Raw genomic sequence first — 22,525 nt, 5'->3', positions numbered from 1 at the left:
ATAAGATCGCTACGCACAAACGCAAAAAGCGCCTAAGAAAGAATCGTCACAAGAAGAAATAATTTCTAATTCCAAAACCAAGGTAAAAATGTGCCTTGGTTTTTGGTTTTCACCCTCTATCCTTACATAACATTGAGTAGCGAATTAGTCATTAGTGCCTCGCAAAAAGGTACCCGAATCGCTCTCTTGCAGGAGAAGCGACTCGTTGAGTACCAAGTAGAGGAGTCGGAAAGTAGTTTTACGGTTGGTGACATTTATTTAGGTACCGTCCGAAAACTCGTGACTGGCTTGAACGCTGCTTTTGTTGACATTGGATACGAAAAAGATGCCTTTCTGCATTACCACGACTTAGGCCCTAACGTCCAATCTTTAAATAAACTGACCAAAGATGTGATTGCTAAACGCCTCACATCGGGAAAGTTGAACAACTTTAAGATGGAGCCGGAGATTGATAAACTCGGCAAAATCGATAAAGTACTCGGAAAAAACCAGCCCATTTTGGTGCAGGTTGTCAAAGAGCCTATTTCTACCAAAGGACCCCGACTTTCGTGCGATATTTCTATCGCAGGACGGTACGCAGTGCTAGTTCCCTTTTCTAATTCGGTCAATATTTCCAAAAAAATTACGGATAAGACCGAACGAACACGTCTTCATAAGTTAATGACTTCGGTCAAACCTGCCAATTTCGGCATTATTGTCCGAACAGTGGCCGCCAATAAAGACGTGGAGGAGTTGGATAAAGACATTCAAAACTCCATTAGAAAGTGGGAGCAAGGAATGAAAGCCTTGAGTGAGGCCAAACCACGCGACCGTATCATTGGCGAAATGAACCGTGCGTCTTCTATCATGCGTGACATGCTCAACGATACGTTTGATAGCATCACGGTTGATACCAAAGAGATGTACGACGACATCAGGGACTTTATTCATACGATTGCTCCCGATAAAGAAAAAATTGTAAAACTTTATTCGGGTAAAAGCAAATTATTTGAACAAGTAGGTCTTGAAAAGCAGATTAAGTCATTGTTTGGACGCTCAGTGAGCCTTCCTGGTGGAGGCTATCTCATTGTAGAACACACGGAAGCGCTCCATGTAATTGATGTCAACAGCGGTAACAAGTCCAACAACGAGGAAAGTCAGGAAGATACTGCGCTTCATACCAATACCGAAGCCGCCAAAGAAATAGCCCGTCAGCTTCGCCTTCGCGATATGGGCGGTATTATTGTGGTGGATTTTATTGATATGCGTAAGCCTGAGCATAAAAAAGAACTGTACGACGTTATGAAGGCCGAAATGAAGGCCGACCGTTCTAAGTTCACGCTCTTGCCACTTACCAAATTTGGATTAATGCAAATCACGCGTCAACGGGTTCGCCCAGAATTGAACATCGTCACGCGGGAGGTTTGTCCAACTTGTAATGGCGCAGGAACCATTCAGCCTAGTATTTTGATTTCGGATATTATCGAAAACAACCTCGAATATTTGTTGACCAAACAAAACGAAAGAAAGGTGTCGGTAGCCCTTCACCCGTACTTGCACGCGTACTTTACGGCGGGATTCCCGTCGCCCCGACTCAAATGGTTCTTTAAATATAAATCATGGGTTAAACTCTTAAAAGATAGCTCGCTGCCGATTACTGAGTTTAAGTTTTATGATAAAGATGGCGAGGAAATTGAAATCGCCACCACTTGATTCTTTTAAAAACATGTTTAAAGGGTTAAGAGTTATTAGTTTAGGTAAATGAACCAAAACTGATAACTTTTGACCCTTGATAGTTTAAATGGTGTCTCACCGAGTTAAATATGAAAATTACAACTTTTGCTATTCGCGTTTGGCGGGTATTTTCAATGATAACGGTATTTGTGGCTTCAATGTACAGTTATAGTTTGTTTGGACAAGAAGTGGGGATCCATTTTAATGCCCTTGGCCAAGCAGACGAGTTCATGCTCAAATCTGATATATTTTATATTTTGGTAGGTTTGATTTTAACCAACAACGTGTTGCTTTTGTCGGTTGGTCGGGCATTGCTAAAATTGCCTTCAAACGTGTTGCCGATTCCAAATCAAACACTTTGGGCTGAAAATCGTGAAGAGTTGAACGAGCATATTCAGAATTGGATATATAGTTTGGTGGCCATGATCAATACGTCGATTGCACTGACGATTTTTGCGTTGGCGACTGTTAATAATGAATTCAAATTTAAAATCGGCGATTTTAATGGATTGTTATACCTAATCGTTGGATTCCTCCTCGCGATTGTAGTGGCGTTGCCAATTCGCCTTATGATGAAACCAAGCTCGAATGATTAATGACCTTGCCCGAAATTCTTCTTGCCGACTACGAGTACGATTTGCCCGACGAAAAAATTGCGCGGTATCCCGTTGAGCCACGAGATACGTCCAAACTAATGGTGTATCGAAAAGGTGAAATCTTACACCGACAATTTACGGATGTGGTCAACTATTTGCCACCGCAAAGCTTTTTGGTTTTTAATAATACGAAGGTGATTCCTGCGCGGGTGTTTTTTGCCAAACCAACAGGGGCGCTGATTGAAGTATTTTTATTACACCCCGAAGCCCCCACTAGGGTCATCAATGATGCCATGCAGCAAACTACCCACGCGGTTTGGAGTTGTATGGTGGGAAATAAAAAACGATGGAAAGCCCATGAGACGCTACAGTGTGATTTGTTGATTAATCAGCTCACTGTCACCGTCTTTGCCGATTGGGCAGACATTGATAAAAATTGGGTGAATTTTCGCTGGGAAGTTGCCGATTCACAGCCCGAACCAATCGAGTTTACTTTTGTTGAAATAATTCGTGCTTTGGGAGAAATCCCGCTGCCACCGTATTTGAACCGAAAAACGGAAGCGCAAGATCTCGAAACCTACCAAACGGTTTATTCAAAAATTGAAGGGGCAGTAGCCGCGCCCACGGCAGGATTGCATTTTACCGAACAGGTTTTTGAAAACTTAGCCAATGCAGGAATAACGCATGACTTTGTGACACTGCACGTAGGGGCAGGTACTTTTCAACCCGTGAAAGTTGCCAATGCCATCGAGCACACCATGCACGCCGAACAAGTGGTTTACCGACGAGCGTTTATTGAAAATCTTCTTGTCCATTTGGACGGAATCGTCGCAGTTGGTACTACCTCCATGCGTTCACTTGAAAGTCTGTATTGGTTTGGGGTAAAACTTTGGCAAAACAAGACCGATGTTCAGGATGGTTTTTTTATTGAAAAATTGATGCCTTATCAGGATTATACTTCGTTTCCTTCGGCGGAAGAGTCTTTGCGGACAATTTTGGCGTACATGGAGCACCATGAATTAAAAGAGGTAATTGGAGAAACCGAAATTATGATTTTTCCAAGTTATACCTTCAAACTATGCAAAGGGCTGATTACGAATTACCATCAGCCCAAGTCAACGTTGATGTTGCTCGTTGCCGCTTTTGTCGGACCAAACTGGCGTACAATTTACCACGAAGCCCTTGCTACCGACTATCGCTTTTTAAGCTATGGCGATTCTTCATTGCTATTGCCGTAAATGTGGTGTGGCTCAGGTTTAGTGAGTGGCTCAGGTTTCTCAAAACCTGAGCAATTACTTGATACGTGATGTTGTACCGTGCTTCTGGTTTCTCAAAACCAGAAGATACACGCGGAGGGGAGCTACTTGATACGTGATTGAATGACAAAGTTGTCGTTTCGGGTAATTCCCCAAACGACAACTTCTTTTTTCTGTGTTCGGTCAATCGCGAAGCCCTGTCCTTCACTGGGCGTTGAAATCGTTTGAAGATAAACGAGCGTAGAACCTCTTTCGGGAAGTTGGAGTACATAAAGCTCGGGTTTGTCATGGCCTGTACAATACAATTTTCCGTCGGGGCCCCATGTTCCACCCGATGTACTTTTAGGAGCAAAAGATTGTAAGAGAAATTCGGGGAAACCCCATGACGCAACTTGTTGCCATTGGGGCGTAAACTTAACGAGAGTCGTCCAGCGATTGTCGCGGCCTCCGTCAGAATTTTTGTCAGAATAGTTGGCAAAAGCCACCCACCAATGCCCTTCGTGAAAATCAATCCAAGTAGCCGAGCCAGGAAAAAATCCAAAACTGTGTGAGTCGATGTGCGTCAGCGTATTTTTGTCAAAAATCTCAATGGAACTACTCATGGGTTTGTTGGGATAGTTGGAGTGCGCACAATACAGACGATTACCAATAACCAACCCACTGTTGAGGTGTTTGAGAATACCCGTTGAATCGCTCCATGTTTTTACTAACTTCCCGTCAGTTTTTGTATGTTTTGAAATGGAGGTATTGTTGATGACGTAAAAAAAAGCAGCATCAACGGCCACTCCCTGCTTGGCCTCTTTGACCTGAAAACGAATCACTTCCGTTGCTTTTTGCGTTTGTGCCCAAAGCCCGTGTGCTAATAAGGTAAGAAATAGAAAAAAGTATGTTTTCATTTTCAAACGATGTTCTGAAAGTATTTTTTTTGACCTGCCGCCTTATAAGGGCATTACACATACATTCTAAATAACATTTTATGCGATTTTTTACTTCTTTGCGCGCCGTTTTGTACGTTTTATTTTTGGGACTTTTAAGTTTTGGTACCCAGGCTCAATCAGGTGCTTTGTCGGATGTGGCCTTTATGAAAGGTCATTGGTTGGGTACGTTTAACGGAGGGCCCATTGAAGCATTTTGGGCAGCACCTGCGGGCGACAACCTAACGGGATTCATGCGCATGATGAAAGACAACAAAGTAACCATGTACGAAATGTTGGTTTTTGAACAAACCGAACAAGGCCCTATCGTTTTGGTAAAACATTTTAAACCAGGTTTGGTAGCAATGGAAGAAAAAGAAATTTCGGATCGCTACCGTTTTATTGAGGCTAAAAAGAACCAAGCATTGTTTGAAAAGTCGGATGGAGCCGTTCGTATTATTTATGAACTTAGAACGCCTAATCAACTGGTCATTCAGCGGGGAAAACAAGAAGGCGGCAAATGGATTTTTGCTGACTTATTTGTTTTTGCGCGTCAATAATTTCAAAATAAGGGCGTTGCTCACGGAACGCTCACCTTTATGGTCAAATTTTTTGTTATCACTGGGGTAGTTTACTACCCCTTTTTCTTTGAGCCATAAAGTGGTTGAACCACCGCCGTCGAGGTTGAGGGCGGATGAACAGCCAAGCTGGCGGGTCAAAAAAGTAAGTTCTGATAAATTCATGCCATAGGATTCGGCTGATCGGCCATCGACGGTAATCAGGAGTGTTTTACCCGATTGGGTTGTACACACACACGAACGAGGGTGGCGGTTGTCGTTGAAAGCATTTTTTTGTAATACTTCGTCTTTGTTTTCCCAACGCAACAAGGGCCCCGACAGCATTATATTATTATAAGGTAGAAGATATTCCCAACCCACCAAAGGTTCCCCCCGTAAAATTTGAAAATTTTTTTTGTCAACTGCAATGCCTGCCTGACCATGAAAAGCGGCTTTTGAGCCTTTTAAGGCACGGGTTGTATCAGGAGTTTGGTTATTTATTTTGATAAAATCGACCGAACCACCGTTTTTAACGTCAAAAAATCCCCCGTTGATGGCTACAAAAGCGTCATTTTCTTGGGCGAGTTGACTTGTTTTTCGTAATTGTCCTCTTTTTTTATCTCGTTTGTTCAATGAATCAGCGGTGATAATCTCCCAAACAAATTTCCGAGACTTTCGAGAAACTTCGACAATATTGATACTTTGGTTGGCTTCAAACAACTCTTTTTGCTGAAAATGAGCGTATTTCCAGATGACACCTTTGGCGAGGGTTTCCGTTTTCCAAGGAGCATGGGCAAGTGCTAATGAATCTTTTGTGGTTTGTGCCGAAGCAAACAGTACATTTAGGCAGAGCAAAAAAGTTAGCCGTTTCATTTTATTTTCTAATTTTGCGAGTCTTTAAAAAATCAATCGAATTATTCTTCAAATATGGCAAAAGTTCCGGTTAATAAGCACCAGCCAATGTATCAAATGCCTACTTCACCATTGTCGGTGAAGACTAAAAAGTTTGCACTGGACAAAAAAGAGTACGTACGTATCGCATTGCGCCAAACGTGGGAACAACAAAAGATGTGGGTACTCCTTCCGTTGGGTCTTTTGTTAGTGAATGCCATTTTGGGAATCACGGGTGTGTATCCCAACATTTGGGCGTACATCGTTATTGTTCTTGGAGCAGCACTTTACGTAGGTTTTTGGTGGGTTCAATTTACAGGGGTTACTCAGTTAGAACAATATAAACAATTGTTTGAAAAGTATTTCTACGAAATTGATAGTCGCCAAATTTTAGTAAAAATTAACACCAAAGAAGGGGGCGTGATGCAATGGGACCAAATTCAGAGCGCGTATAAAGACAAAGAAGCTTATATCTTGGTGATGTCTCGCGGGCAGTTTTTGCATTTCCCAACGTCAGCCTTTAATTCAGAACACGACTTAAAATTATTTGAGCGTATTTTGAAACAAAAGAATTTGTTGACAGAAACTAAATAAAGGTTGTTGACATCGAACAAAAAAAGTGACTGAAGAAATTCAGCCACTTTTTTTGTTTTAAAAAATGAAAATGCAAAAGGTGAATCAAAAAAGTGCAATTTTGTTATGTTTGCATACTGTAAGATAAATTGTAGTAAAGGCTTTATTTACAAACAGTTGACTATTTTGACTTTCGGATAGAAAGTGTGGTACTATTCCTTGTTTCTGAAAATAGTATAAAAACATTGAAAAGAATTATTCTATATTTGCGTTATAGACGTCCAAAAGTCAGCCAAATTTTTTTATTTTTCCTTTGATTTATCCCATAAAAACGAATCTTATCCTTTGATTATGAGCTACTTGATTAAAGAATCCGACGGTTATCGCTACATTGATGAAGGCCAGGGAGATGTGCTATTGCTGTTGCACGGTCTTTTTGGCGCATTGAGTAACTGGGATGGGGTAATCACTCATTTTAGCAAAAACTACCGTATTATTATTCCGATGCTCCCCATTTATGAAATGAGCCCGCGCGAAGCAGGTTTGGAAGCACTGGTAACTTTTACGGAAGGATTTGTGGCTTCTCAAAAATTAACGGACATGACACTGATTGGAAATTCACTCGGTGGTCATATTGCTATTTTATATACGCTTACTCACCAAGACCAAGTAAAGCGTTTGGTGTTGACAGGTAGCTCGGGGCTGTTTGAGAATGGAATGGGAGGGTCGTATCCTAAGCGGGGAAGTTACGAATACATTTCGGAGCGCGTGGCTTATACTTTTTATGACCCCAAGGTAGCGACGAAAGAGTTGATTGATGAAGTGTTTGAAACGACATCAAGCATTCCTAAGTGCATGAGCATTGTCGGAATTGCCAAATCAGCGCAGCGAAATAATGTCGCCAAAGATTTACACAAAATTCAAGTGCCAACTTTGCTTGTTTGGGGATTGAATGACACCATTACGCCGCCGCACGTAGCACACGAGTTTAATCGACTCATTTCAAAATCGGAATTATACTTCATCGATAAATGTTGCCATGCCCCCATGATGGAACATCCAGAACGTTTTAACGAATTGCTGGATCAATTCTTAGTGGAAAATCCCGTGGCTGAGTTAGCCTAATTTTTTCTAACTTAGCACAATACAAAGTCGTCAATGGGGTAATAGCTGTTGGCGACATTTTACTTTTATTCGATATGGCTTCCGAACGACCTATTTCTCGGTATAGTTTTTTGCCTAAATGGCTTTCGTGGCTCGATTTTTTGGGGTTTCTCGAAAAAGACCCTTTCGGCAATTCCTTGTTTATTAAACGATTACTGATTTCAGGAATTGGCTGGTTTACCTATTGGCGATTTACGGTAGTCAATAAAACGGTCATTGAAGGTATTGAGCACCTTGAAAACCTTCCCGACAATAATGTCCTTTTTCTGTCGAATCACCAGACGTATTTCGCGGATGTTATTTCGTTTTACCATATTTTTTCGAGCGTAAAGTGGGGTTTTAAAAGTACCATTGTTCCGCCCTTGTACCTGATGGCACCTCGGGCTAGAAGTTATTACGTGGCGGCTAGTGAAACCATGAAGGCAGGTATAGTTCCCAAATTATTTGGCTTAGGTGGAGCGCTGACAGTAGAGCGCTCGTGGAGAGCAGAGGGAAAAAACGTAAAAAGAGAACGTGACTCAAAAGCAGGGGATAAAGTGTATCAAGCATTGGGGCACGGTTGGGTGGTTAGTTTTCCGCAGGGGACTACCAGCCCGTATGCACCCATCCGAAAAGGAACCGCGCATTTGATTTTGGAAAACAACCCGATTGTTATTCCTGTGGTTATCAATGGCTTCCGTCGTGCGTTTGATAAGAAAGGATTGCGTTTTAAAAAGCGTAACACGACTTTGACCGTTCGTTTCAAAGCACCGATTGAGTTTGATCAATCAATGTCGGTGGAGGAAATCATCGAACGTATTCGCAAAGAAATCGAGCAAGAAATTCCCTACGATAAAATGAAGTGGATGCAGGGAGAAGGGGAAGGATAAGTGCCTACTCTCCAAAAAAATGAAAAGTAGGCAAGCAGTATTTTAGTTAAATAAATCTTCGATGCGTTCGAGCATCAAAATAGACGCCTGCGGGACAATGACGTATTTTTCGTTGTTAAAAACGACATCAATCGCGTTTCGTTGAAGATAAATGGCCACATCTCCCTCTTGGGCCTGAAGCGGCATATATTTTACTTTTTCTTCAGTTTCTTTCCAAGGCTCATCGTCAGTAGGAGTTGGGATAGGGTAGCCAGGCCCCACTTTGATTACATAGCCACTTTGAACTTGTTCTTTTTCGGTAACGGTCGGGGGTAAATACAAACCTGTCGGGGTCTGATCGACTGGATTTTTGGGACGAATCAACACGCGGTCGCCCACTACGATGAGGCGTTTTAATTTTTTATCGGAGGTAATTTCGAGCATAGGTCGATTTATAAAAAGTTGTTATATTTTAATACTTCGTCGAAAGGGTGGTTTACTGAGCACAAATGCGGCATCTTCATCTCCAAGTTTGACGGCTTTTTGGAGGTCTTTTTCTGCTTGTGAATGTTGGTGTAATTTGAGTCTAGCCAAGGCTCGCCACCGCAACGACTCGGGTTCTTCCCCTCTGGAAAACCATACGGCTTTGTCAAAAGACAAAAACGCATTTTCAAAATCTCCCAGTCGAAACTGCGTTATACCGCGGTCAAGGTGAATATCTGGGAGGGTGTTGTCAAAACTAATGGCCTCCGAAAAATCGTACAAGGCCGAATATAAATTGTCTTCCTTCAAATTGCACTTGCCACGGTAGGCATAAGCTACTGCCGATTTTCGGTGGGTTTTTAACGCATCGTTAAAAAAATCAAATGCTTTGCTATACTCTTGACTTTGAAAGAGTTCGATACCTTCCGAAAACCGCTTTTTATCCTTTTCGCTGGGAGTGTCGTGATCGGTGAGGTGGTACCGCAACACCAAATACGGGATAAAAAGTAAGACAAGCAGTAAGGTTTCCATACGCAATCAAGGTGTCAAATGTGTATCAAATTTACAATTTATTAACGCGTATTTTGGAATTTGGGTTTAATGAATGCTGAAAAATTCCGCCAAAACTTACAAACTCAATACCTATAAATGACGTTTGTTGTTTGATTATCCTTGACGCATTGTGGTTTTGGGTTGATTTTGTGGTATTTTTGATGCCAATTCTTCATTAACAAAGCAACTTAATTTTGTCACGCTAAACACCTGTCCAAAAATCATGAGTACTACTTCCTCAACATCTACAAACTACACAGATTTTTATCAAATTGATGATTTATTGACCGAAGAACATATTCTTGTCCGTGATGCGGTTCGCCAAATGATAGCGCGCGACGTGCAACCTATCATCGAAGAGTATGCCCAAAAAGGAACTTTCCCTGCTCATTTGATTAAAAATTTTGCAGAAATTGGCGCGTTTGGCCCAACCATTCCTGTAGAATACGGCGGTGGAGGATTAGACTATATTTCGTATGGATTGATCACCCAAGAAATTGAACGCTGCGATTCGGGTATGCGCTCGACAGTTTCGGTACAAAGTTCGTTGGTGATGTGGCCTATTTATGCCTACGGCTCAGAAGAACAGCGAATAAAATACCTGCCAAAATTAGCCTCGGGTGAAATGATTGGCTGTTTTGGTTTGACCGAGCCCAACCATGGCTCTAATCCTGGCGGAATGCTAACCCGTATTACGGAGGCGGGTGATCACGTGATTCTCAACGGGTCAAAAATGTGGATTACCAATTCTCCCGTAGCAGATATTGCGGTGGTTTGGGCCAAAAATGAACAAGGACGTATTCAAGGGTTGATTGTGGAACGCGGTATGGAAGGTTTTACTACGCCCGAAATTCATAATAAATGGTCGTTGAGGGCGAGTGCAACGGGTGAGTTGGTGTTTGACAATGTAAAAGTTCCGAAAGAAAATATTTTGCCAAACGTCGATGGGCTGCGTGGGCCGTTGGGTTGTTTGGACAATGCCCGTTATGGGATTGCGTGGGGAGCGATTGGGGCAGCCATGGATTGTTACGAAACTGCGCGTCGCTACGCGCTTGAGCGGGTTCAGTTTGGGAAGCCCATTGGTGGGTTTCAATTACAGCAGAAAAAATTGGCGGAAATGCTTACCGAAATCACCAAAGCGCAATTGGTGGCGTGGCGTTTGGGGACTTTGAAAAATCAAGGAAAAGCAACGACAGCCCAAATTTCGATGGCCAAACGTAACAATGTAGAAATGGCTTTGAACATTGCACGCGAGTCTCGGCAAATGCTTGGTGGAATGGGTATTACGGGCGATTTTCCGATGATGCGCCACATGATGAACTTGGAGTCGGTCATTACCTACGAAGGTACGCATGACATTCATTTGTTGATTCTTGGTAATGAAATAACTGGAATACAGGCATTTAAGTGATGAGTTTAAAAACCATATAAGACATATAAGAAAATGTAAGATTTAACTGCGCGCAAGCACTTATAATCCCTTATATGTCTTATATGGTTCAAAAATAACCCACAAATCTAAATTATGAATTACAATCGTTTATTGCCATTTGCGGCGTTGCTGGTGGTGTATTTAGTAGGAGCATTTGGTGTTGATATTATGGATATTGATGCCGCCCAATATGCCTCCATTGGTCGCGAAATGGCCGATAATAACGAATTTTTAGAAGTACAATTTCGAGAAAAGGACTATTACCTCGATAAACCCCCGTTGCTTTTCTGGGTGACAGCGCTGATTCTCAAAATATTTGGGGCGACCAATTTTGCGTATCGTTTGGTACCTATTCTCTCCACCTTATTGGGAATTTACGCCATTTATCGTTTTGCCAAATTATATTATTCAGAGCAAACGGCCTACATTGCCGCTTTGGTCATGGGGAGTTGTCAGGCATTTTTTTTGATGAACCACGACGTTCGTTGCGATACATTATTGACCAATTGCGTCACAGTAGCGATTTGGCAATTGGCAGAATACCTGAAACACCGAAAATGGTCTCATTTTATAGGAGCGTTTGTGTTTGTCGGATTGGGAATGTTGGCCAAAGGACCCATCAGCGTCATTGTCGTTGGGGCTGGTTTTTTTGTTGATTTTGCCCTAAAACGTCAATGGAAAAATATTTTTGACCCGCGTTGGCTCATCGGAATCTTAATCGTCGGAATCGTTTTGGTGCCGTATTGCATTGGATTACAACGTCAATATGGTTCACATGGTTTGTATTTTTTCTTTTGGGAACAAAGCTTTGGGCGAATCACGGGCGAGAACGAATGGAACAATAGTCCAGGTTTATTTTTCCAATCGCACAATTTCCTTTGGAGCTTTTTGCCTTGGGTTTTGGCCTTTATTCCAGGCTTGGTTGATTTTATCCGAGAAATTATCCGTAATAAATTCCGCCTAAACGCCTCACAGGAAGCCATTTCTTTGGGTGGTTTTGTGTTGCCTTTTATGGCGCTTTCTACCGCACAGTACCAACTCCCGCATTATACATTTGTGGTTTTTCCGTTGGGAGCCGTTATCACAGCGAGGTACTTGAGCAAGCTTATCGAACACCCTTCAATTGGAGCATTTCGTTGGGTAAAAATTGGTTTGATTGTAACAACCTGTGTGATGGGATTGGCCATTCTGATTTTGTCAACGTGGGCTTTCCCGCTCGAAAATATTTTTTTAATCATCGTTTTTGGGCTGTTGGCAGTACTGATTGTTCAGCTGTATAATAAAAAACGCCCCGCATTTTCGCAGCTCGTTTTTGCGCCATTACTCACTGCCATCGCCGCCAACTTGGTGATGAATGGTCATTTTTATCCATCCCTTTTACGTTATCAAACAGGCTCGGTCGTTGGGCAGGAAGTGGCAAAAATACACAAAGCAGAACTCCCAAATTTTGTCATTTATGACTTAGCACCCGAGGGAGAATACAACATTTTTCACAGCGCTTTGGACTACTACACAAGCCGAATTACTCCCGTGATTCGTACGGAATCTGCCCTTAAAACAGAGACCTCAAAACAGCCTAAATTGGTCTATACAGATGAGCAAGGATACACGTCTATAAAGGCATCTGGTAAGGCTTTTGAAGTGGTGAACCAGTACCAAAATTTTCACGTGACGGGCTTAACTTTACCTTTTTTAAACCCAGCAATGCGCGCTACGGAGACTCGCCCGAGGTATTTGATTCGGGTGAAATCTTAATGCTTTCTTTCGTAAACTAAGAACGCATACGAATACAAATGTGATGAGTCGGCAGGAAATTCTTGCCGACTTTTTATATGGAAATCGGCTTCGTTGAACGCAGGAAAAAACGCATCTCCTTCAAAAATGCCGTGTACCAAAGTGAGATGAATACAGTCGGCGAGCGGGAGTGATTGACGAAAAATCTCTTCACCACCAATGACAAAAACTTCTTTATCGTCTTTGCAATGTTCCAGTGCTTCTTCCAAACTACTGACCCTTTCAAAGCCTTCGTCAAGGGGAAAATCTGCTTGGCGAGTAATGACAAAATTCCCTGCTTTGGACCAAAGTCGGTCGGGTGTATCATAACTTTTTCTGCCCATAATCATTCGACAACCTTCCGTAACTTTAAAAAAATTAGCCCAGTCATTGGGTAAATGGGGCCAAGGAAGTCGGCCTTTTAATCCGATAGCACGGTTTTCGGACATGGCGGCAATGAGTGAAATTCGCATCGAAAATGTGTTTAAAATTGTTTGCTAGAACGCAATAAAATACAAAAACTAACAGTGTTAAAAAATAGAATACTTGTAAAGTAAAATAATGTAATAAGCTGATAATAAAACGAATGATGTTTGGTTGTTATATATAAACAAAACGGCGAGGCAAAATGTTGCCCCGCCGCTTGCTTCCTGTACTTAACTAACACTTTTTATCTTTGTGTCTCTATCGAGCGCTTATTTACCAATGGCTTCTTCGCCCGTTCCTTTCACTGACAAAATCTTAAATTCGGTACGGCGGTTGAGGCGGTGGTCAGACTCATTACAATCTATTCCGTTGCTGCAATCATTGACAAGTTCAGACTCTCCGTAGCCGCGAGCCTCTAAACGAGACGGGCCGATACCTTTACGTACCAAGTAATCAAAAGCAGCTCTGGCACGGCGTTCGGACAAGCGCAAATTGTAGGTGTCGCTTGCGCGGCTATCCGTAAACGAGCGCAACTCAATCATCATCGTTGGGTACTTTTTCATCAGCGCAACTACCTTGTCAAGTTCGCGGGCCGCTTCGGGACGAATGAAGAATTTATCGAGGTCGTAATAGATGTTATCAAGCGTAAAAACGTCGCCCGTTCCATACATACTCAAGTCACTTTCTACTACTTTGCGTTTGTTTTTCTTGTTTTTGTTGATGGGCTGTTCGTTGGTAGCCAACTCATCACCTTCAGCGCGGAGGGCATAGTTGCGGTTAGGGTCCACCTCAAATTCGTAGCCACCATCTGGGCCTGTTACAACCGTTTTTTCCTTGCCTGTTTTTTCATCTTTTAGCGTCACTTTTACTCCCTCCTGAGGAGCTTGATTTACCTCGCGTTTTACTGTACCACGGAGAATGGTATTTTCGCTTTTGTTGAGATAAATCGAAACGCTCATCTGTGGTTTTGACGACTGCGTCATGGTTGAAAACAACACATTGTTGGTGGCATATCCTTCCTTAATGGCTTTGAAATCGTAATCTGTTTGGGCTTCTAAGCAGATTTTGGTGGCGCCATCAATTCCCGTTTGTTGAATGTCTTGGTTCGAGCCATTTTTCACGATTCGTACGTCAGCACCTTCAATGGGAGCTCCCGTTTTGGCATCATACACTAGGATGTCGAGCGGGCGGCAAGTGCGACGGAAACTATAAAGGTTGTCATCAGAAACACCTTTGGCGCGGTTCGAACTAAAGTAGCCAGTGCCACGGTCTTTGTCGGTAATAAGACCAAAGTCGTCTTTCTCAGAATTGATAGGAGCACCTAGGTTTTGAACCCCTTTGTAGGCAATCCCGTCTTTCAATTCGGCGTAGAAAATATCAAGTCCGCCCAAGCCTTCGTGGCCATCAGAGGCAAAATAAAGATTGCCACCGCTATCAATGAACGGGAACATTTCGTTGCCTTCAGTGTTCACTTCTTTTCCAAGGTTGACAGGCGTACTCCACTGACCTCCGTTATATTCTACCACGTAAATATCGGTACCACCGTAGCCACCTGGCATGTCAGAAACGAAATACAACTTAGTGTCGTCGGGAGAAAGCGCAGGGTGACCGCATGAGAAGTCGTTGTTGTTGAAAGGCAATTCTTTCACATTTCCCCAGTCTTTGTTCTTTTGGTCAGCGATGTAAAGTTTCAATTTATTTACGCCATCGCTACTTTTCTTTGCTTTACCGCTGTTATAGTTGTTGCGGGTAAAGACCACTTTGGTATAATCTTTGAAAAAAGAAGCAGGTCCTTCGTGGTATTTTGTATTGAGCGTACGGCTAAATTTCTCAGCTTTTGTTGTGGGCAGTGGTAAATCTTCACTTGCCGAGCTTTCTGCTAAGGTGCCCGAATTGCCATCTTTTGAAGCACCACTCAACGAGGCAGTTGTGTTGCGATATACCTCACGAACGCCCTTGAGGGCTGAAGTATCGGGCGCAAAATATAAATCTAAGAAAGGCGTCTGGTTCCAGTTGAAAACGCGTTTGATAACGCCCGATTCGGCACGGGCAGAGACAAATACCAAACCACCTTTGTAATACATGGGGCTAAAATCAGCCTGACGTGAGTTCACGGGGAGGTATTCTACCCGATACATGGCCGAATCTTTGTAAAAACGATTCATGTCCATGTAAGTGACCGTAAACTTGCGTCCTCGTAAGTCGGCCGATTGTGCCTCCGCGTATTTGCTGTACATACGCTGCGACTCGCGGTATTTGCTGTTGCTGGCGAGGGCCTGTGCGTAGTAGAGATAATTGCGGCTGTCGGCGTCAGGGAATTTTTCTACCAATTCCGCATAAATACGTTCAGCATTTCGGGTGTCTTGAAGGCGCCGATAGCTGTAAGCTAATTTTTCGAGCGCTTCTTTTCGCTCGACGGGATCAGTTTTTTTGTCGTTTCGAATAAACTCTTCATACCCACGCACCGCGTCGGCATAACTGTAGTCGTCGAATGCTCTGTTGGCCGAGCGTAGTCGGGCACTTTGGGCGAATAAATTGAGCGTTAGCAGGGTTAGAGCAAATCCCAACGCCATTTTAACTACGGTTTTCATTGTGTGTTATTAGTGTTACAGTAGCAGGAAAACAGGATTTCGCAAAGGGTACTCCAAATACTGTGCCAAAAGAAGTGCGCGTAGAGGCTAATTTACAGAAAAATAAAAAAATATTTTTTAATTGTATGTGTAAATATTTGTTTGTTAGGTAGTTGTGTTGAGTTGAAATGCGCAAATTGCTAAACTGTTTTCCTGTGCTTTGTACCGCTCATCAACGCGATAGCCTACCAGCCACACAATGTCATTGGCAGATTCCAGTACCCATACCTTTGATTTTAGGCTACGGGGAATTTTAGAATCTATTAAAAAATCACTCACTTTCTTTCGTTTTCCCTTCATCCCCGACGGACAAAACCAATCACCGTTTGCCCATGGTCTGAGCCGCAAAGGAAAGGTTAGTTTGTCAAAGTCAAGGTAGGCGCTTTGTGCAGAACCAAGAGAAATTGTTTCGAGCGAGTTCAATTTATGCCATTGTAGTTTTCCCTCCTGAAACGCCACTTCTCCCGAATCAGCAGTAAGCAAAATAGGGGAGGGGACAGCAGTAGGTAGTGGGGTAATGAGCCAATGAAGCCGATCATTGACCAATTGATGCGAAGCGGATAAAAATTGTTTTCCAACCGACTGATTTCTTTGTTGCCAAATGAGAACAGCTTGGGTGTAAGAAAAACCGTATTCGGCTAAATAATAATTCAAATATTCCGTCGGGCTACTTACATTGTCAAGAACCGCTTTGTTCAGCCACACGGCGTCGTTTTTTGTTGAAACAAACAAGTGAGAGGTGGCGTCGATACTTTGCGTTACTATTTTTTCTACCTCCTGTATTCGTTCGGCCATTTGAAAAGCCGCCGTTGCTACTTGTGGATTAATGTCACGAAGAACTGGAATCACATCATGCCGTAGCCGATTTCGGACATAATCGACCGAAGTATTGGAGCTGTCTTCTCGCCAAGTAAGTTGTTTCTCAGTTAAAAAAGCGTTGATTTCTTTTCTAGTCGCAAACAATAAAGGTCGGACGATGACGCCATTTTTGGGAAGAATACCATGAAGCCCCGCCAATCCCGTTCCACGGGTAAGGTTGAGCAAAATTGTTTCTAGCACATCATCTTGGTGGTGCGCAGTTAGAATAAAGTCAAATTGGTGTTGGGTTCTTATATTTTCAAACCAATCATAACGCAAGTCACGGGCAGCCATTTGGGTCGAAATTCCGTTGCCATCGGCGTATTTTTTGGTTTGAAAGCGTGTAGTATAAAAAGGTACCTGATAGGTTTGGGCAAGGGTTTTGACAAAATGCTCGTCTTGCTCGGATTCTTCTCCGCGCAACTGAAAATTGCAATGGGCAATGGCGAATGAATAACCTGCATCGTGGCAAAGCTGGGAAAGTACGACAGAGTCTATGCCACCACTCACTGTCAATAATAGCCGATTATTGTGGGTAAAAAGTGCTTTTTCCTGAATAAATTGTTCAAAGGCTTGCTGCATACAACAAATGATTAGAATGACGGAAGCAAAGGTAAATGAGATTTGGCTATGAATCTTCTTTGTACCTAAACGCTCATTTTTTATTACTTGATACAAATGGAACCACTGGCCCGTGAAGCATTGACGGAATGGAAACGAATTCTTGCCTATTGGGAAAAATACGCCCCCGATTACGAACGTGGTGGGTTTCATGGCAGGGTCAATTATGACAACAAACCTGTGGCGGACGCCGCTCGCTCAGTCATTCTTACTAGCCGTATTTTGTGGACGTTCTCATCGGCGTACCGTTATTTTCACCGTCGAAAGTATTTGGTTTTGGCTGACAGGGCATACCATTACTTGTACAATCATTTTCGCGATGTGCAAAACGGCGGTGTTTATTGGTCAGTTACTGCAACGGGAGCTCCTCTTGATACCCGCAAACAACTTTACGCCCAAGCGTTTGCCATGTATGGTATCAGTGAATATTATGCTGCCTCAAAATTTCAGCCTGCGCTAGATTTTGCCAAAGAGCTATTTCAGGTGGTTGACAAGCACGGGTATGATGCCGAGTTTGGTGGTTATTTTGAATCATTTGGCACAAAATGGGAAACTGTTGATGATTTGATTCTCAGTAAGATGCCTTGGAATAAATCCCAAAATACACATTTGCACTTGATTGAAGCCTTTACCAACTTGTATCGGGTTTGGCCAGATGTGGTATTAAAACAACGTGTGGGACACTTGCTCGACATGTTTCTCGAAAAGCTCATTGATTCAGATACCCACCGACTACGGCTTTTTTTTAACCAACGGTGGTCACCCCAAGCGCCAACGATTTCATACGGCCACGACATTGAAGCATCATGGTTGCTGTGGGAAACCGCCGAAGTACTACATGACCCATCTCGCACGGAATTGGTAAAACAAAAATGTATCAAAGTAGCTGCGGCAGCCTGTACTGGACTGGGAGAGGATGGGGCTTTGAATTACGAATTTGACCCTGCAACCAATCACCTCAATCGAGAGCGAAGCTGGTGGGTATTGGCAGAACAAATGGTGGGTTTTTATAACGCGTATCAGCTAACAAAAGAAGTTCATTTTAAAGAGAAAGCGGAAAAAAGCTGGACGTTTATAAAAAAACACTTCATTGATAGCCAGCGTGGAGAATGGTATGGTTCAGTGACGCCCGAATTGACATCAATCAAAGGAGACAAAATAAATTTCTGGAAATGTCCCTATCATAACAGTCGGGCTTGTTATGAAATGGTAAGAAGGCTGAGTGAAAAATAGCCTAAACCAAGCGCCCGAAAATATAAAAGTCTCGGGCGCTTGGTAAGTAAAATTAGCTACTCAAGGGATGAAGATGTTTGAATGCCTCTAAGACAAAAACGTCATAACCCACAGCTCGTCCACCTTCTTTTTCTTCAAGGGTAAATTGGACGCGGTCGCCGACGGTGAGGTCATTAAAATCAAATTCGCGAAGACTCGTATAATGAAAAAATACATTGTTTGGAGGGTATTTGATAAACCCAAAACCATCCTTTAATGACAAGATGGTGCTCTCTTGACGTTGCTCAGGGTCAAATTCTAGCGCTTCGGAAGGTTCTCTGATTCCTTCATCGGAAGAACCTTCGTGTTCATTACCCTGCTCGCCATCTACGGCTGAATTTTCTTCTTGTTTAGGGAAAAACTTGATTTTGTTTCGAGGTACAAACAGCTGATTGGTGAGGGCTTCGTTGCGGCCATTGATAATGTCGTGCATGGCAATAGGATAGGTAACTTCCGAGAGGAGGTCTTGGGAGGTACGCGTAAAAAAGCGATTACCTTCTTCATCGGTATATTCAAAATCCCATCCCAATACCAAAACGCGCGTACCAAGCGTATTTAGTTTACGCACCAAAGGGACATAATCGCCATCGGCAGCAATAAGAACCAAAATATCAAAACGTTTGTAAAAAGCCATCTCAAACGCTTCGAGTGCCAACCAAACATCAATTCCTTTTTCGTATTTTTTACCAAGTACACTTCTGACGGGCAAGTAATGGGTCGTAACCCCTTCAGACATAAGAATATCATCAAAAACCCGTTCATAGTACAGCAAATCGCCACGTTGGCTGGCTTCCCCTGCCGTCAGACGACCTCTAAAATAGTGGGCATCAACAATCTGGCAGAGCCTGGGAGTACTTCCTTCTAAATCCGCTACTTTTTGTCGAATAAAATCGTGTAAGCCATTAATACTAATACGACTGCGGCGTTCGTGCGTGTAGTTATAATAATTACTTACGTGTAAAAAATAATTTCCGTCATAAAAGACTCCGATTCTAGTGAGGTCTTTAGGAGTTTTGTAAGGCATACTTTTTAGTGATTAAATAGGTATAATTGATACATTTTTTGCTAAGGAGAAAGTCTTTCTAGTTTCCATTCGTATGATTCATAAGTATAGCATAAACGGTCGTGAAGACGACTAGGGCGTCCTTGCCAAAATTCAATTTGATGAGGAAGCACACGATACCCACCCCAATGTGGTGGACGAACAACGGCTTGGTCGGCAAATTGCGTCTCTAACTCCGCCAATTTTTCTTCTAACACCTTTCGGTTGGCGATTGTTTGGCTTTGTTCCGACACCCAAGCACCAATTTGACTCCCACGGGGCCGAACGGCAAAATAAGCATCAGACTCCGCCGTTTCTACTTTTTCAACCTTTCCAACAATCCGAACTTGTCGTTCTAGTTCGGGCCACCAAAAAGTAAGAGAAGCGACAGGGTGCTGGGTCAAATCATCGCCTTTGTGGCTAAGATAATTGGTATAAAAACTAAAACCGCGCGCGTCCACATCTTTTAATAAGACAACACGTCCGTGGGGATACCCATCCCGACCAATGGTACTTAACACCATTCCGTTTGGCTCAAGGACCTGAGAGGCCAATGCTTCGGCAAACCAACGCTTAAATTGATCAATTGGGTTTTCTAAAACATCTTCGTTACGCAATCCGTTTAGCGTATAATCTTTGCGAAGATGAGCAATTGTTGAACTATCCATTTGGAAGAAAAATAACTATAAATGAAAAACAGGCTTTAAAACACCGAAAAACGGCTATAATTATTATTTTTGCAAATCTAAGCGATTACGACCAAATTTACGATGATTAACGACGGAGCAGAACTTAGCGAAAGCGAACAACTCACTCAAGCGAGTGTAGAGGCCATGGAAGCGTTAGAAGTGGCTGATGAACAGGTAGTTGACTATGGTCAACTAAGCAGAAAAGACTTTGTTAGTTTGTTGGAAAGTCAGCTTGCATTGGCCAAAGGCGAAAATGCAAAACCTGCTGATTTTAAACGTACCGATGAGGTATTGAAAGAAGCGAAGGTCCATTTTGACCAAAGTAAGAAAACAGAGCGTGAAGAAGCCCTAAAAAAATATTTGGCTGAAAACGAGTCTGAAGATGGCTTCGAGTTCAAACCTGACGAACTGACGTTGCAATTTGATGCGCTGTATCGCCAAATTAAGGACGTAAAAAATCATTACTTCCAGGACCTCGAAAAATCAAAGGACAAAAACTTTGCCTCAAAAACTCAGTTGCTCCAACGCTTGCGCGAATTGGTAGAAAACGATGAGAGCAATACAACGAATCCTGGGTCAAGCTGGCAAGAGTTTAAAAAAATTCAGGACGAATGGAAAGCTGCGGGAAACATTGCGTCGCCACATAACAGCACGCTTTGGGCAACCTTCCACGCGTTAATTGACCGATACTACAGTAATCGTAATATTTACTATGAGTTGAAGGAGCTTGACCGTAAGAAAAACTTACAGCAAAAAACCGAACTCGTAGAAAAAGTAGAGTCTTTGGCGAAGTCGCTCGAAAACGCGACCTTGTCTAAAGCCGTATTGGAAGAGGCAAATGCTCACTTTGACGAATACAAGCACATTGGTCCAGGCCCAAAGGCGGAGCAAGAGGTGTTATGGCAACGTTTAAAGTTGGCCTTGGATGCTATTCACGACGCTCGTCGTGCCCAAGCTGATGCGCAGAAACACGTGTTGGCTCAGAATTATGAAGTAAAATCGAAAATATACGAAACGCTCGTTCCTTATACTTCATTCACATCAAGCAGCATCAACGAATGGAATGAGAAAACCAAAGAAGTGGTGGCCTTGCAAGAACAGTGGGTGAATACCAAAGGGCAAATGCTTCGTGAAGAAGGACGCGAGTTGAGCAAAAAATTCTGGGCAACGCTCAAAACTTTTTTCCACAACAAAGGCGAGTTTTTCCGTCAGCTAGAAGCCAAGCGGGAGCAAAACTTAAAATTAAAAACCGAGTTGTGCGAAGCGGTTGAGGCTATCTTAGAAACTTCAGAAGATTCGTCGGCAAATACCGATAAAGTTATTGCATTACAAAAACAGTGGAAGCAAATTGGGCAAGTTCCTGAGAAGTTCAAAGATTCAATCTTTGAACGCTTCAAAAAAGCTTGTGATGCGTATTTTGACCGTAAGCGCGCCAAAAACTCTGAGATTGAGCGTGAGTTTACCGAAAACTTGAGCTTGAAGCAGGCGTTGTGTGAAAAGATAGAGGCGGGCGCTAAAATTGAAGGCGCTAATTTGAAAGAATTGAACGCATTCAAGTCAGAATGGTCAAGCATTGGATTTGTGCCTAAGAAAGACATGCAAGCAATTAACAAACGTTACATCGACGCTGTTAATTCGTATGTAAGCGCTATTGGTAAACTTTCACCAAAAGAGCGTGATCAAGTGATGATTGATAATGATTCTTCAAACTCGAACGAAGGAGACTCTCGTAGCCTTCAACGCAAAGAATCTGACATTCGTCGCCGTATGACTCAAATCGAAAACGATTTGACCATTTGGCAAAATAACATTGAATTTTTCGGACGCTCTAAAAACGGCGAAAAAGTTCGAGCAGAATTTGAGAAAAAAATTATTGTTGCCCAAAAGCAACTCGCTGATTTAAAGCAACAACTAAAAATTGTTCGTGAAGCACTCTAAAATTTTTTAGAAAAAAGTAGCGTTGTATTATTAAAAACGCTACTTTTGCACCACGAAAAAAATAAAACGCCTCCATAGCTCAGCTAATAGAGCAACTGCCAGGAACGCCTGCCGCTTGTAATCAGTAGGTCGCTGCGGGGTCGCCCTGGCTGGGGGCTCTTAGAAGATTTTCGACGAGACTATCTTTTTTCGGGTTTTCCGGTTTTTTAATTTAATGCCTCCATAGCTCAGCTGATAGAGCAACTGACTTGTAATCAGTAGGTCGCTGGTTTGATCCCGGCTGGGGGCTCTTAGAAG

Annotated in this window: 20 protein-coding genes and 1 tRNA gene; 12 read left to right on the top strand and 9 right to left on the bottom strand. The window is 42.7% G+C overall.

The genetic code is table 11. From position 1 onward, the window contains the following. Positions 1–132: 132 nt before the first annotated feature. The 3 genes from K339_RS0122060 to K339_RS0122050 all read left to right on the top strand — a co-directional run bounded on the left by K339_RS0122060 (position 133) and on the right by K339_RS0122050 (position 3,547). Positions 133–1,692, top strand: coding sequence for an Rne/Rng family ribonuclease (locus K339_RS0122060; RefSeq protein WP_028525546.1), 1,560 nt, complete (start codon positions 133–135; stop codon positions 1,690–1,692). Positions 1,693–1,802: 110 nt separating this feature from the next. After that, positions 1,803–2,309 (top strand): hypothetical protein, encoded by a 507-nt coding sequence (locus K339_RS0122055; protein WP_028525545.1) that lies wholly within the window; start codon positions 1,803–1,805, stop codon positions 2,307–2,309. Beyond that, positions 2,309–3,547, top strand: a complete 1,239-nt coding sequence (locus tag K339_RS0122050; RefSeq protein ID WP_028525544.1) for an S-adenosylmethionine:tRNA ribosyltransferase-isomerase — start codon at positions 2,309–2,311, stop codon at positions 3,545–3,547. Before K339_RS0122055 ends, K339_RS0122050 begins: the two co-directional genes overlap by 1 nt. A gap of 122 nt (positions 3,548–3,669) precedes the next feature. Here the strand turns inward: K339_RS0122050 and K339_RS0122045 are convergent, their stop codons facing one another. Further along, the gene (locus K339_RS0122045) at positions 3,670–4,461 is read right to left on the bottom strand and encodes a hypothetical protein (RefSeq protein ID WP_028525543.1); all 792 of its coding nucleotides are present in this window, start codon (positions 4,459–4,461) and stop codon (positions 3,670–3,672) included. A gap of 80 nt (positions 4,462–4,541) precedes the next feature. Between K339_RS0122045 and K339_RS0122040 the strand changes: the two genes are divergently transcribed. Beyond that, positions 4,542–5,039 (top strand): DUF6265 family protein, encoded by a 498-nt coding sequence (locus K339_RS0122040; protein WP_028525542.1) that lies wholly within the window; start codon positions 4,542–4,544, stop codon positions 5,037–5,039. Here K339_RS0122040 and K339_RS0122035 read toward each other — a convergent pair. Continuing rightward, on the bottom strand, positions 5,016–5,909 hold the full coding sequence (locus K339_RS0122035; RefSeq protein WP_028525541.1) for a phosphodiester glycosidase family protein: 894 nt from the start codon (positions 5,907–5,909) through the stop codon (positions 5,016–5,018). The two genes, K339_RS0122040 and K339_RS0122035, sit on opposite strands and share 24 nt — an antisense overlap. Before the next feature lie 54 nt (positions 5,910–5,963). Here K339_RS0122035 and K339_RS0122030 point away from each other — a divergent pair, with 54 nt between their 5' ends. From K339_RS0122030 to K339_RS0122020, 3 genes are all read left to right on the top strand, one after another. Continuing rightward, positions 5,964–6,521 (top strand): YcxB family protein, encoded by a 558-nt coding sequence (locus tag K339_RS0122030; RefSeq protein ID WP_183972832.1) that lies wholly within the window; start codon positions 5,964–5,966, stop codon positions 6,519–6,521. A gap of 330 nt (positions 6,522–6,851) precedes the next feature. Next, on the top strand, positions 6,852–7,625 hold the full coding sequence (locus K339_RS0122025) for an alpha/beta fold hydrolase (RefSeq protein ID WP_028525539.1): 774 nt from the start codon (positions 6,852–6,854) through the stop codon (positions 7,623–7,625). Positions 7,626–7,699: 74 nt separating this feature from the next. After that, on the top strand, positions 7,700–8,533 hold the full coding sequence (locus tag K339_RS0122020) for a lysophospholipid acyltransferase family protein (RefSeq protein WP_028525538.1): 834 nt from the start codon (positions 7,700–7,702) through the stop codon (positions 8,531–8,533). A 42-nt stretch (positions 8,534–8,575) separates the two neighbouring features. On the opposite strand, the gene K339_RS0122015 is transcribed toward K339_RS0122020, so the two are convergent. Together K339_RS0122015 and K339_RS0122010 are read right to left on the bottom strand one after the other, a co-directional pair. Next, positions 8,576–8,956 (bottom strand): co-chaperone GroES, encoded by a 381-nt coding sequence (locus tag K339_RS0122015; protein ID WP_028525537.1) that lies wholly within the window; start codon positions 8,954–8,956, stop codon positions 8,576–8,578. Positions 8,957–8,977: 21 nt separating this feature from the next. Continuing rightward, positions 8,978–9,526 carry a tetratricopeptide repeat protein gene (locus tag K339_RS0122010; protein ID WP_028525536.1) on the bottom strand — a complete coding sequence of 183 codons (549 nt, stop codon included), beginning with the start codon at positions 9,524–9,526 and terminating at the stop codon, positions 8,978–8,980. Positions 9,527–9,770: 244 nt separating this feature from the next. Here K339_RS0122010 and K339_RS0122000 point away from each other — a divergent pair, with 244 nt between their 5' ends. Continuing rightward, positions 9,771–10,958: an acyl-CoA dehydrogenase family protein gene (locus K339_RS0122000; RefSeq protein ID WP_028525535.1), complete on the top strand. Its 1,188-nt coding sequence runs from the start codon at positions 9,771–9,773 to the stop codon at positions 10,956–10,958. A 114-nt stretch (positions 10,959–11,072) separates the two neighbouring features. Further along, entirely contained in the window at positions 11,073–12,734 is a 1,662-nt protein-coding gene (locus tag K339_RS0121995; RefSeq protein WP_028525534.1) for an ArnT family glycosyltransferase, read from the top strand. Here K339_RS0121995 and K339_RS0121990 read toward each other — a convergent pair. The 3 genes from K339_RS0121990 to tilS all read right to left on the bottom strand — a co-directional run bounded on the left by K339_RS0121990 (position 12,731) and on the right by tilS (position 17,248). Then, complete coding sequence (locus K339_RS0121990; protein ID WP_028525533.1) at positions 12,731–13,225, bottom strand: dihydrofolate reductase; 495 nt, start codon at positions 13,223–13,225, stop codon at positions 12,731–12,733. The genes K339_RS0121995 and K339_RS0121990 overlap by 4 nt on opposite strands. 222 nt (positions 13,226–13,447) lie before the next feature. Then, complete coding sequence (locus tag K339_RS0121985) at positions 13,448–15,769, bottom strand: OmpA family protein (protein ID WP_028525532.1); 2,322 nt, start codon at positions 15,767–15,769, stop codon at positions 13,448–13,450. A gap of 144 nt (positions 15,770–15,913) precedes the next feature. Next, complete coding sequence (gene tilS / locus K339_RS37255) at positions 15,914–17,248, bottom strand: tRNA lysidine(34) synthetase TilS (RefSeq protein WP_028525531.1); 1,335 nt, start codon at positions 17,246–17,248, stop codon at positions 15,914–15,916. A 96-nt stretch (positions 17,249–17,344) separates the two neighbouring features. On the opposite strand from tilS, the gene K339_RS0121975 reads away from it, so the two are divergent. Then, positions 17,345–18,520: an AGE family epimerase/isomerase gene (locus K339_RS0121975; RefSeq protein WP_028525530.1), complete on the top strand. Its 1,176-nt coding sequence runs from the start codon at positions 17,345–17,347 to the stop codon at positions 18,518–18,520. Positions 18,521–18,572: 52 nt separating this feature from the next. Here K339_RS0121975 and K339_RS0121970 read toward each other — a convergent pair whose 3' ends face one another. After that, positions 18,573–19,583, bottom strand: a complete 1,011-nt coding sequence (locus tag K339_RS0121970) for an NYN domain-containing protein (RefSeq protein ID WP_028525529.1) — start codon at positions 19,581–19,583, stop codon at positions 18,573–18,575. A gap of 41 nt (positions 19,584–19,624) precedes the next feature. Further along, positions 19,625–20,269, bottom strand: a complete 645-nt coding sequence (gene pdxH / locus K339_RS0121965) for a pyridoxamine 5'-phosphate oxidase (RefSeq protein ID WP_028525528.1) — start codon at positions 20,267–20,269, stop codon at positions 19,625–19,627. A gap of 102 nt (positions 20,270–20,371) precedes the next feature. On the opposite strand from pdxH, the gene K339_RS0121960 reads away from it, so the two are divergent. Together K339_RS0121960 and K339_RS37760 are read left to right on the top strand one after the other, a co-directional pair. Beyond that, on the top strand, positions 20,372–22,228 hold the full coding sequence (locus K339_RS0121960) for a DUF349 domain-containing protein (RefSeq protein WP_229598795.1): 1,857 nt from the start codon (positions 20,372–20,374) through the stop codon (positions 22,226–22,228). Between the two features lie 216 nt (positions 22,229–22,444). Further along, positions 22,445–22,517 (top strand) — tRNA-Thr (locus tag K339_RS37760). The last annotated feature ends 8 nt before the right edge of the window (positions 22,518–22,525 follow it).

It is taken from the genome of Runella limosa DSM 17973, assembly GCF_000482465.1.
Lineage (GTDB): Bacteria > Bacteroidota > Bacteroidia > Cytophagales > Spirosomataceae > Runella > Runella limosa.
The sequence above is the reverse complement of the archived record's forward strand: the minus strand, read 5'-3'. Positions and strand labels throughout refer to the sequence as shown.

Bases quoted from the DNA above. Each gene is read 5' to 3' on its own strand.
- K339_RS0122055 (WP_028525545.1), top strand. From the start codon at position 1,803: ATGAAAATTACAACTTTTGCTATTCGCGTTTGGCGGGTATTTTCAATG.
- K339_RS0122050 (WP_028525544.1), top strand. From the start codon at position 2,309: ATGACCTTGCCCGAAATTCTTCTTGCCGACTACGAGTACGATTTGCCC.
- K339_RS0122045 (WP_028525543.1), bottom strand. From the start codon at position 4,461: ATGAAAACATACTTTTTTCTATTTCTTACCTTATTAGCACACGGGCTT.
- K339_RS0122040 (WP_028525542.1), top strand. From the start codon at position 4,542: ATGCGATTTTTTACTTCTTTGCGCGCCGTTTTGTACGTTTTATTTTTG.
- K339_RS0122035 (WP_028525541.1), bottom strand. From the start codon at position 5,909: ATGAAACGGCTAACTTTTTTGCTCTGCCTAAATGTACTGTTTGCTTCG.
- K339_RS0122030 (WP_183972832.1), top strand. From the start codon at position 5,964: ATGGCAAAAGTTCCGGTTAATAAGCACCAGCCAATGTATCAAATGCCT.
- K339_RS0122025 (WP_028525539.1), top strand. From the start codon at position 6,852: ATGAGCTACTTGATTAAAGAATCCGACGGTTATCGCTACATTGATGAA.
- K339_RS0122020 (WP_028525538.1), top strand. From the start codon at position 7,700: ATGGCTTCCGAACGACCTATTTCTCGGTATAGTTTTTTGCCTAAATGG.
- K339_RS0122015 (WP_028525537.1), bottom strand. From the start codon at position 8,956: ATGCTCGAAATTACCTCCGATAAAAAATTAAAACGCCTCATCGTAGTG.
- K339_RS0122010 (WP_028525536.1), bottom strand. From the start codon at position 9,526: ATGGAAACCTTACTGCTTGTCTTACTTTTTATCCCGTATTTGGTGTTG.
- K339_RS0122000 (WP_028525535.1), top strand. From the start codon at position 9,771: ATGAGTACTACTTCCTCAACATCTACAAACTACACAGATTTTTATCAA.
- K339_RS0121995 (WP_028525534.1), top strand. From the start codon at position 11,073: ATGAATTACAATCGTTTATTGCCATTTGCGGCGTTGCTGGTGGTGTAT.
- K339_RS0121990 (WP_028525533.1), bottom strand. From the start codon at position 13,225: ATGCGAATTTCACTCATTGCCGCCATGTCCGAAAACCGTGCTATCGGA.
- K339_RS0121985 (WP_028525532.1), bottom strand. From the start codon at position 15,769: ATGAAAACCGTAGTTAAAATGGCGTTGGGATTTGCTCTAACCCTGCTA.
- tilS (WP_028525531.1), bottom strand. From the start codon at position 17,248: ATGCAGCAAGCCTTTGAACAATTTATTCAGGAAAAAGCACTTTTTACC.
- K339_RS0121975 (WP_028525530.1), top strand. From the start codon at position 17,345: ATGGAACCACTGGCCCGTGAAGCATTGACGGAATGGAAACGAATTCTT.
- K339_RS0121970 (WP_028525529.1), bottom strand. From the start codon at position 19,583: ATGCCTTACAAAACTCCTAAAGACCTCACTAGAATCGGAGTCTTTTAT.
- pdxH (WP_028525528.1), bottom strand. From the start codon at position 20,269: ATGGATAGTTCAACAATTGCTCATCTTCGCAAAGATTATACGCTAAAC.
- K339_RS0121960 (WP_229598795.1), top strand. From the start codon at position 20,372: ATGATTAACGACGGAGCAGAACTTAGCGAAAGCGAACAACTCACTCAA.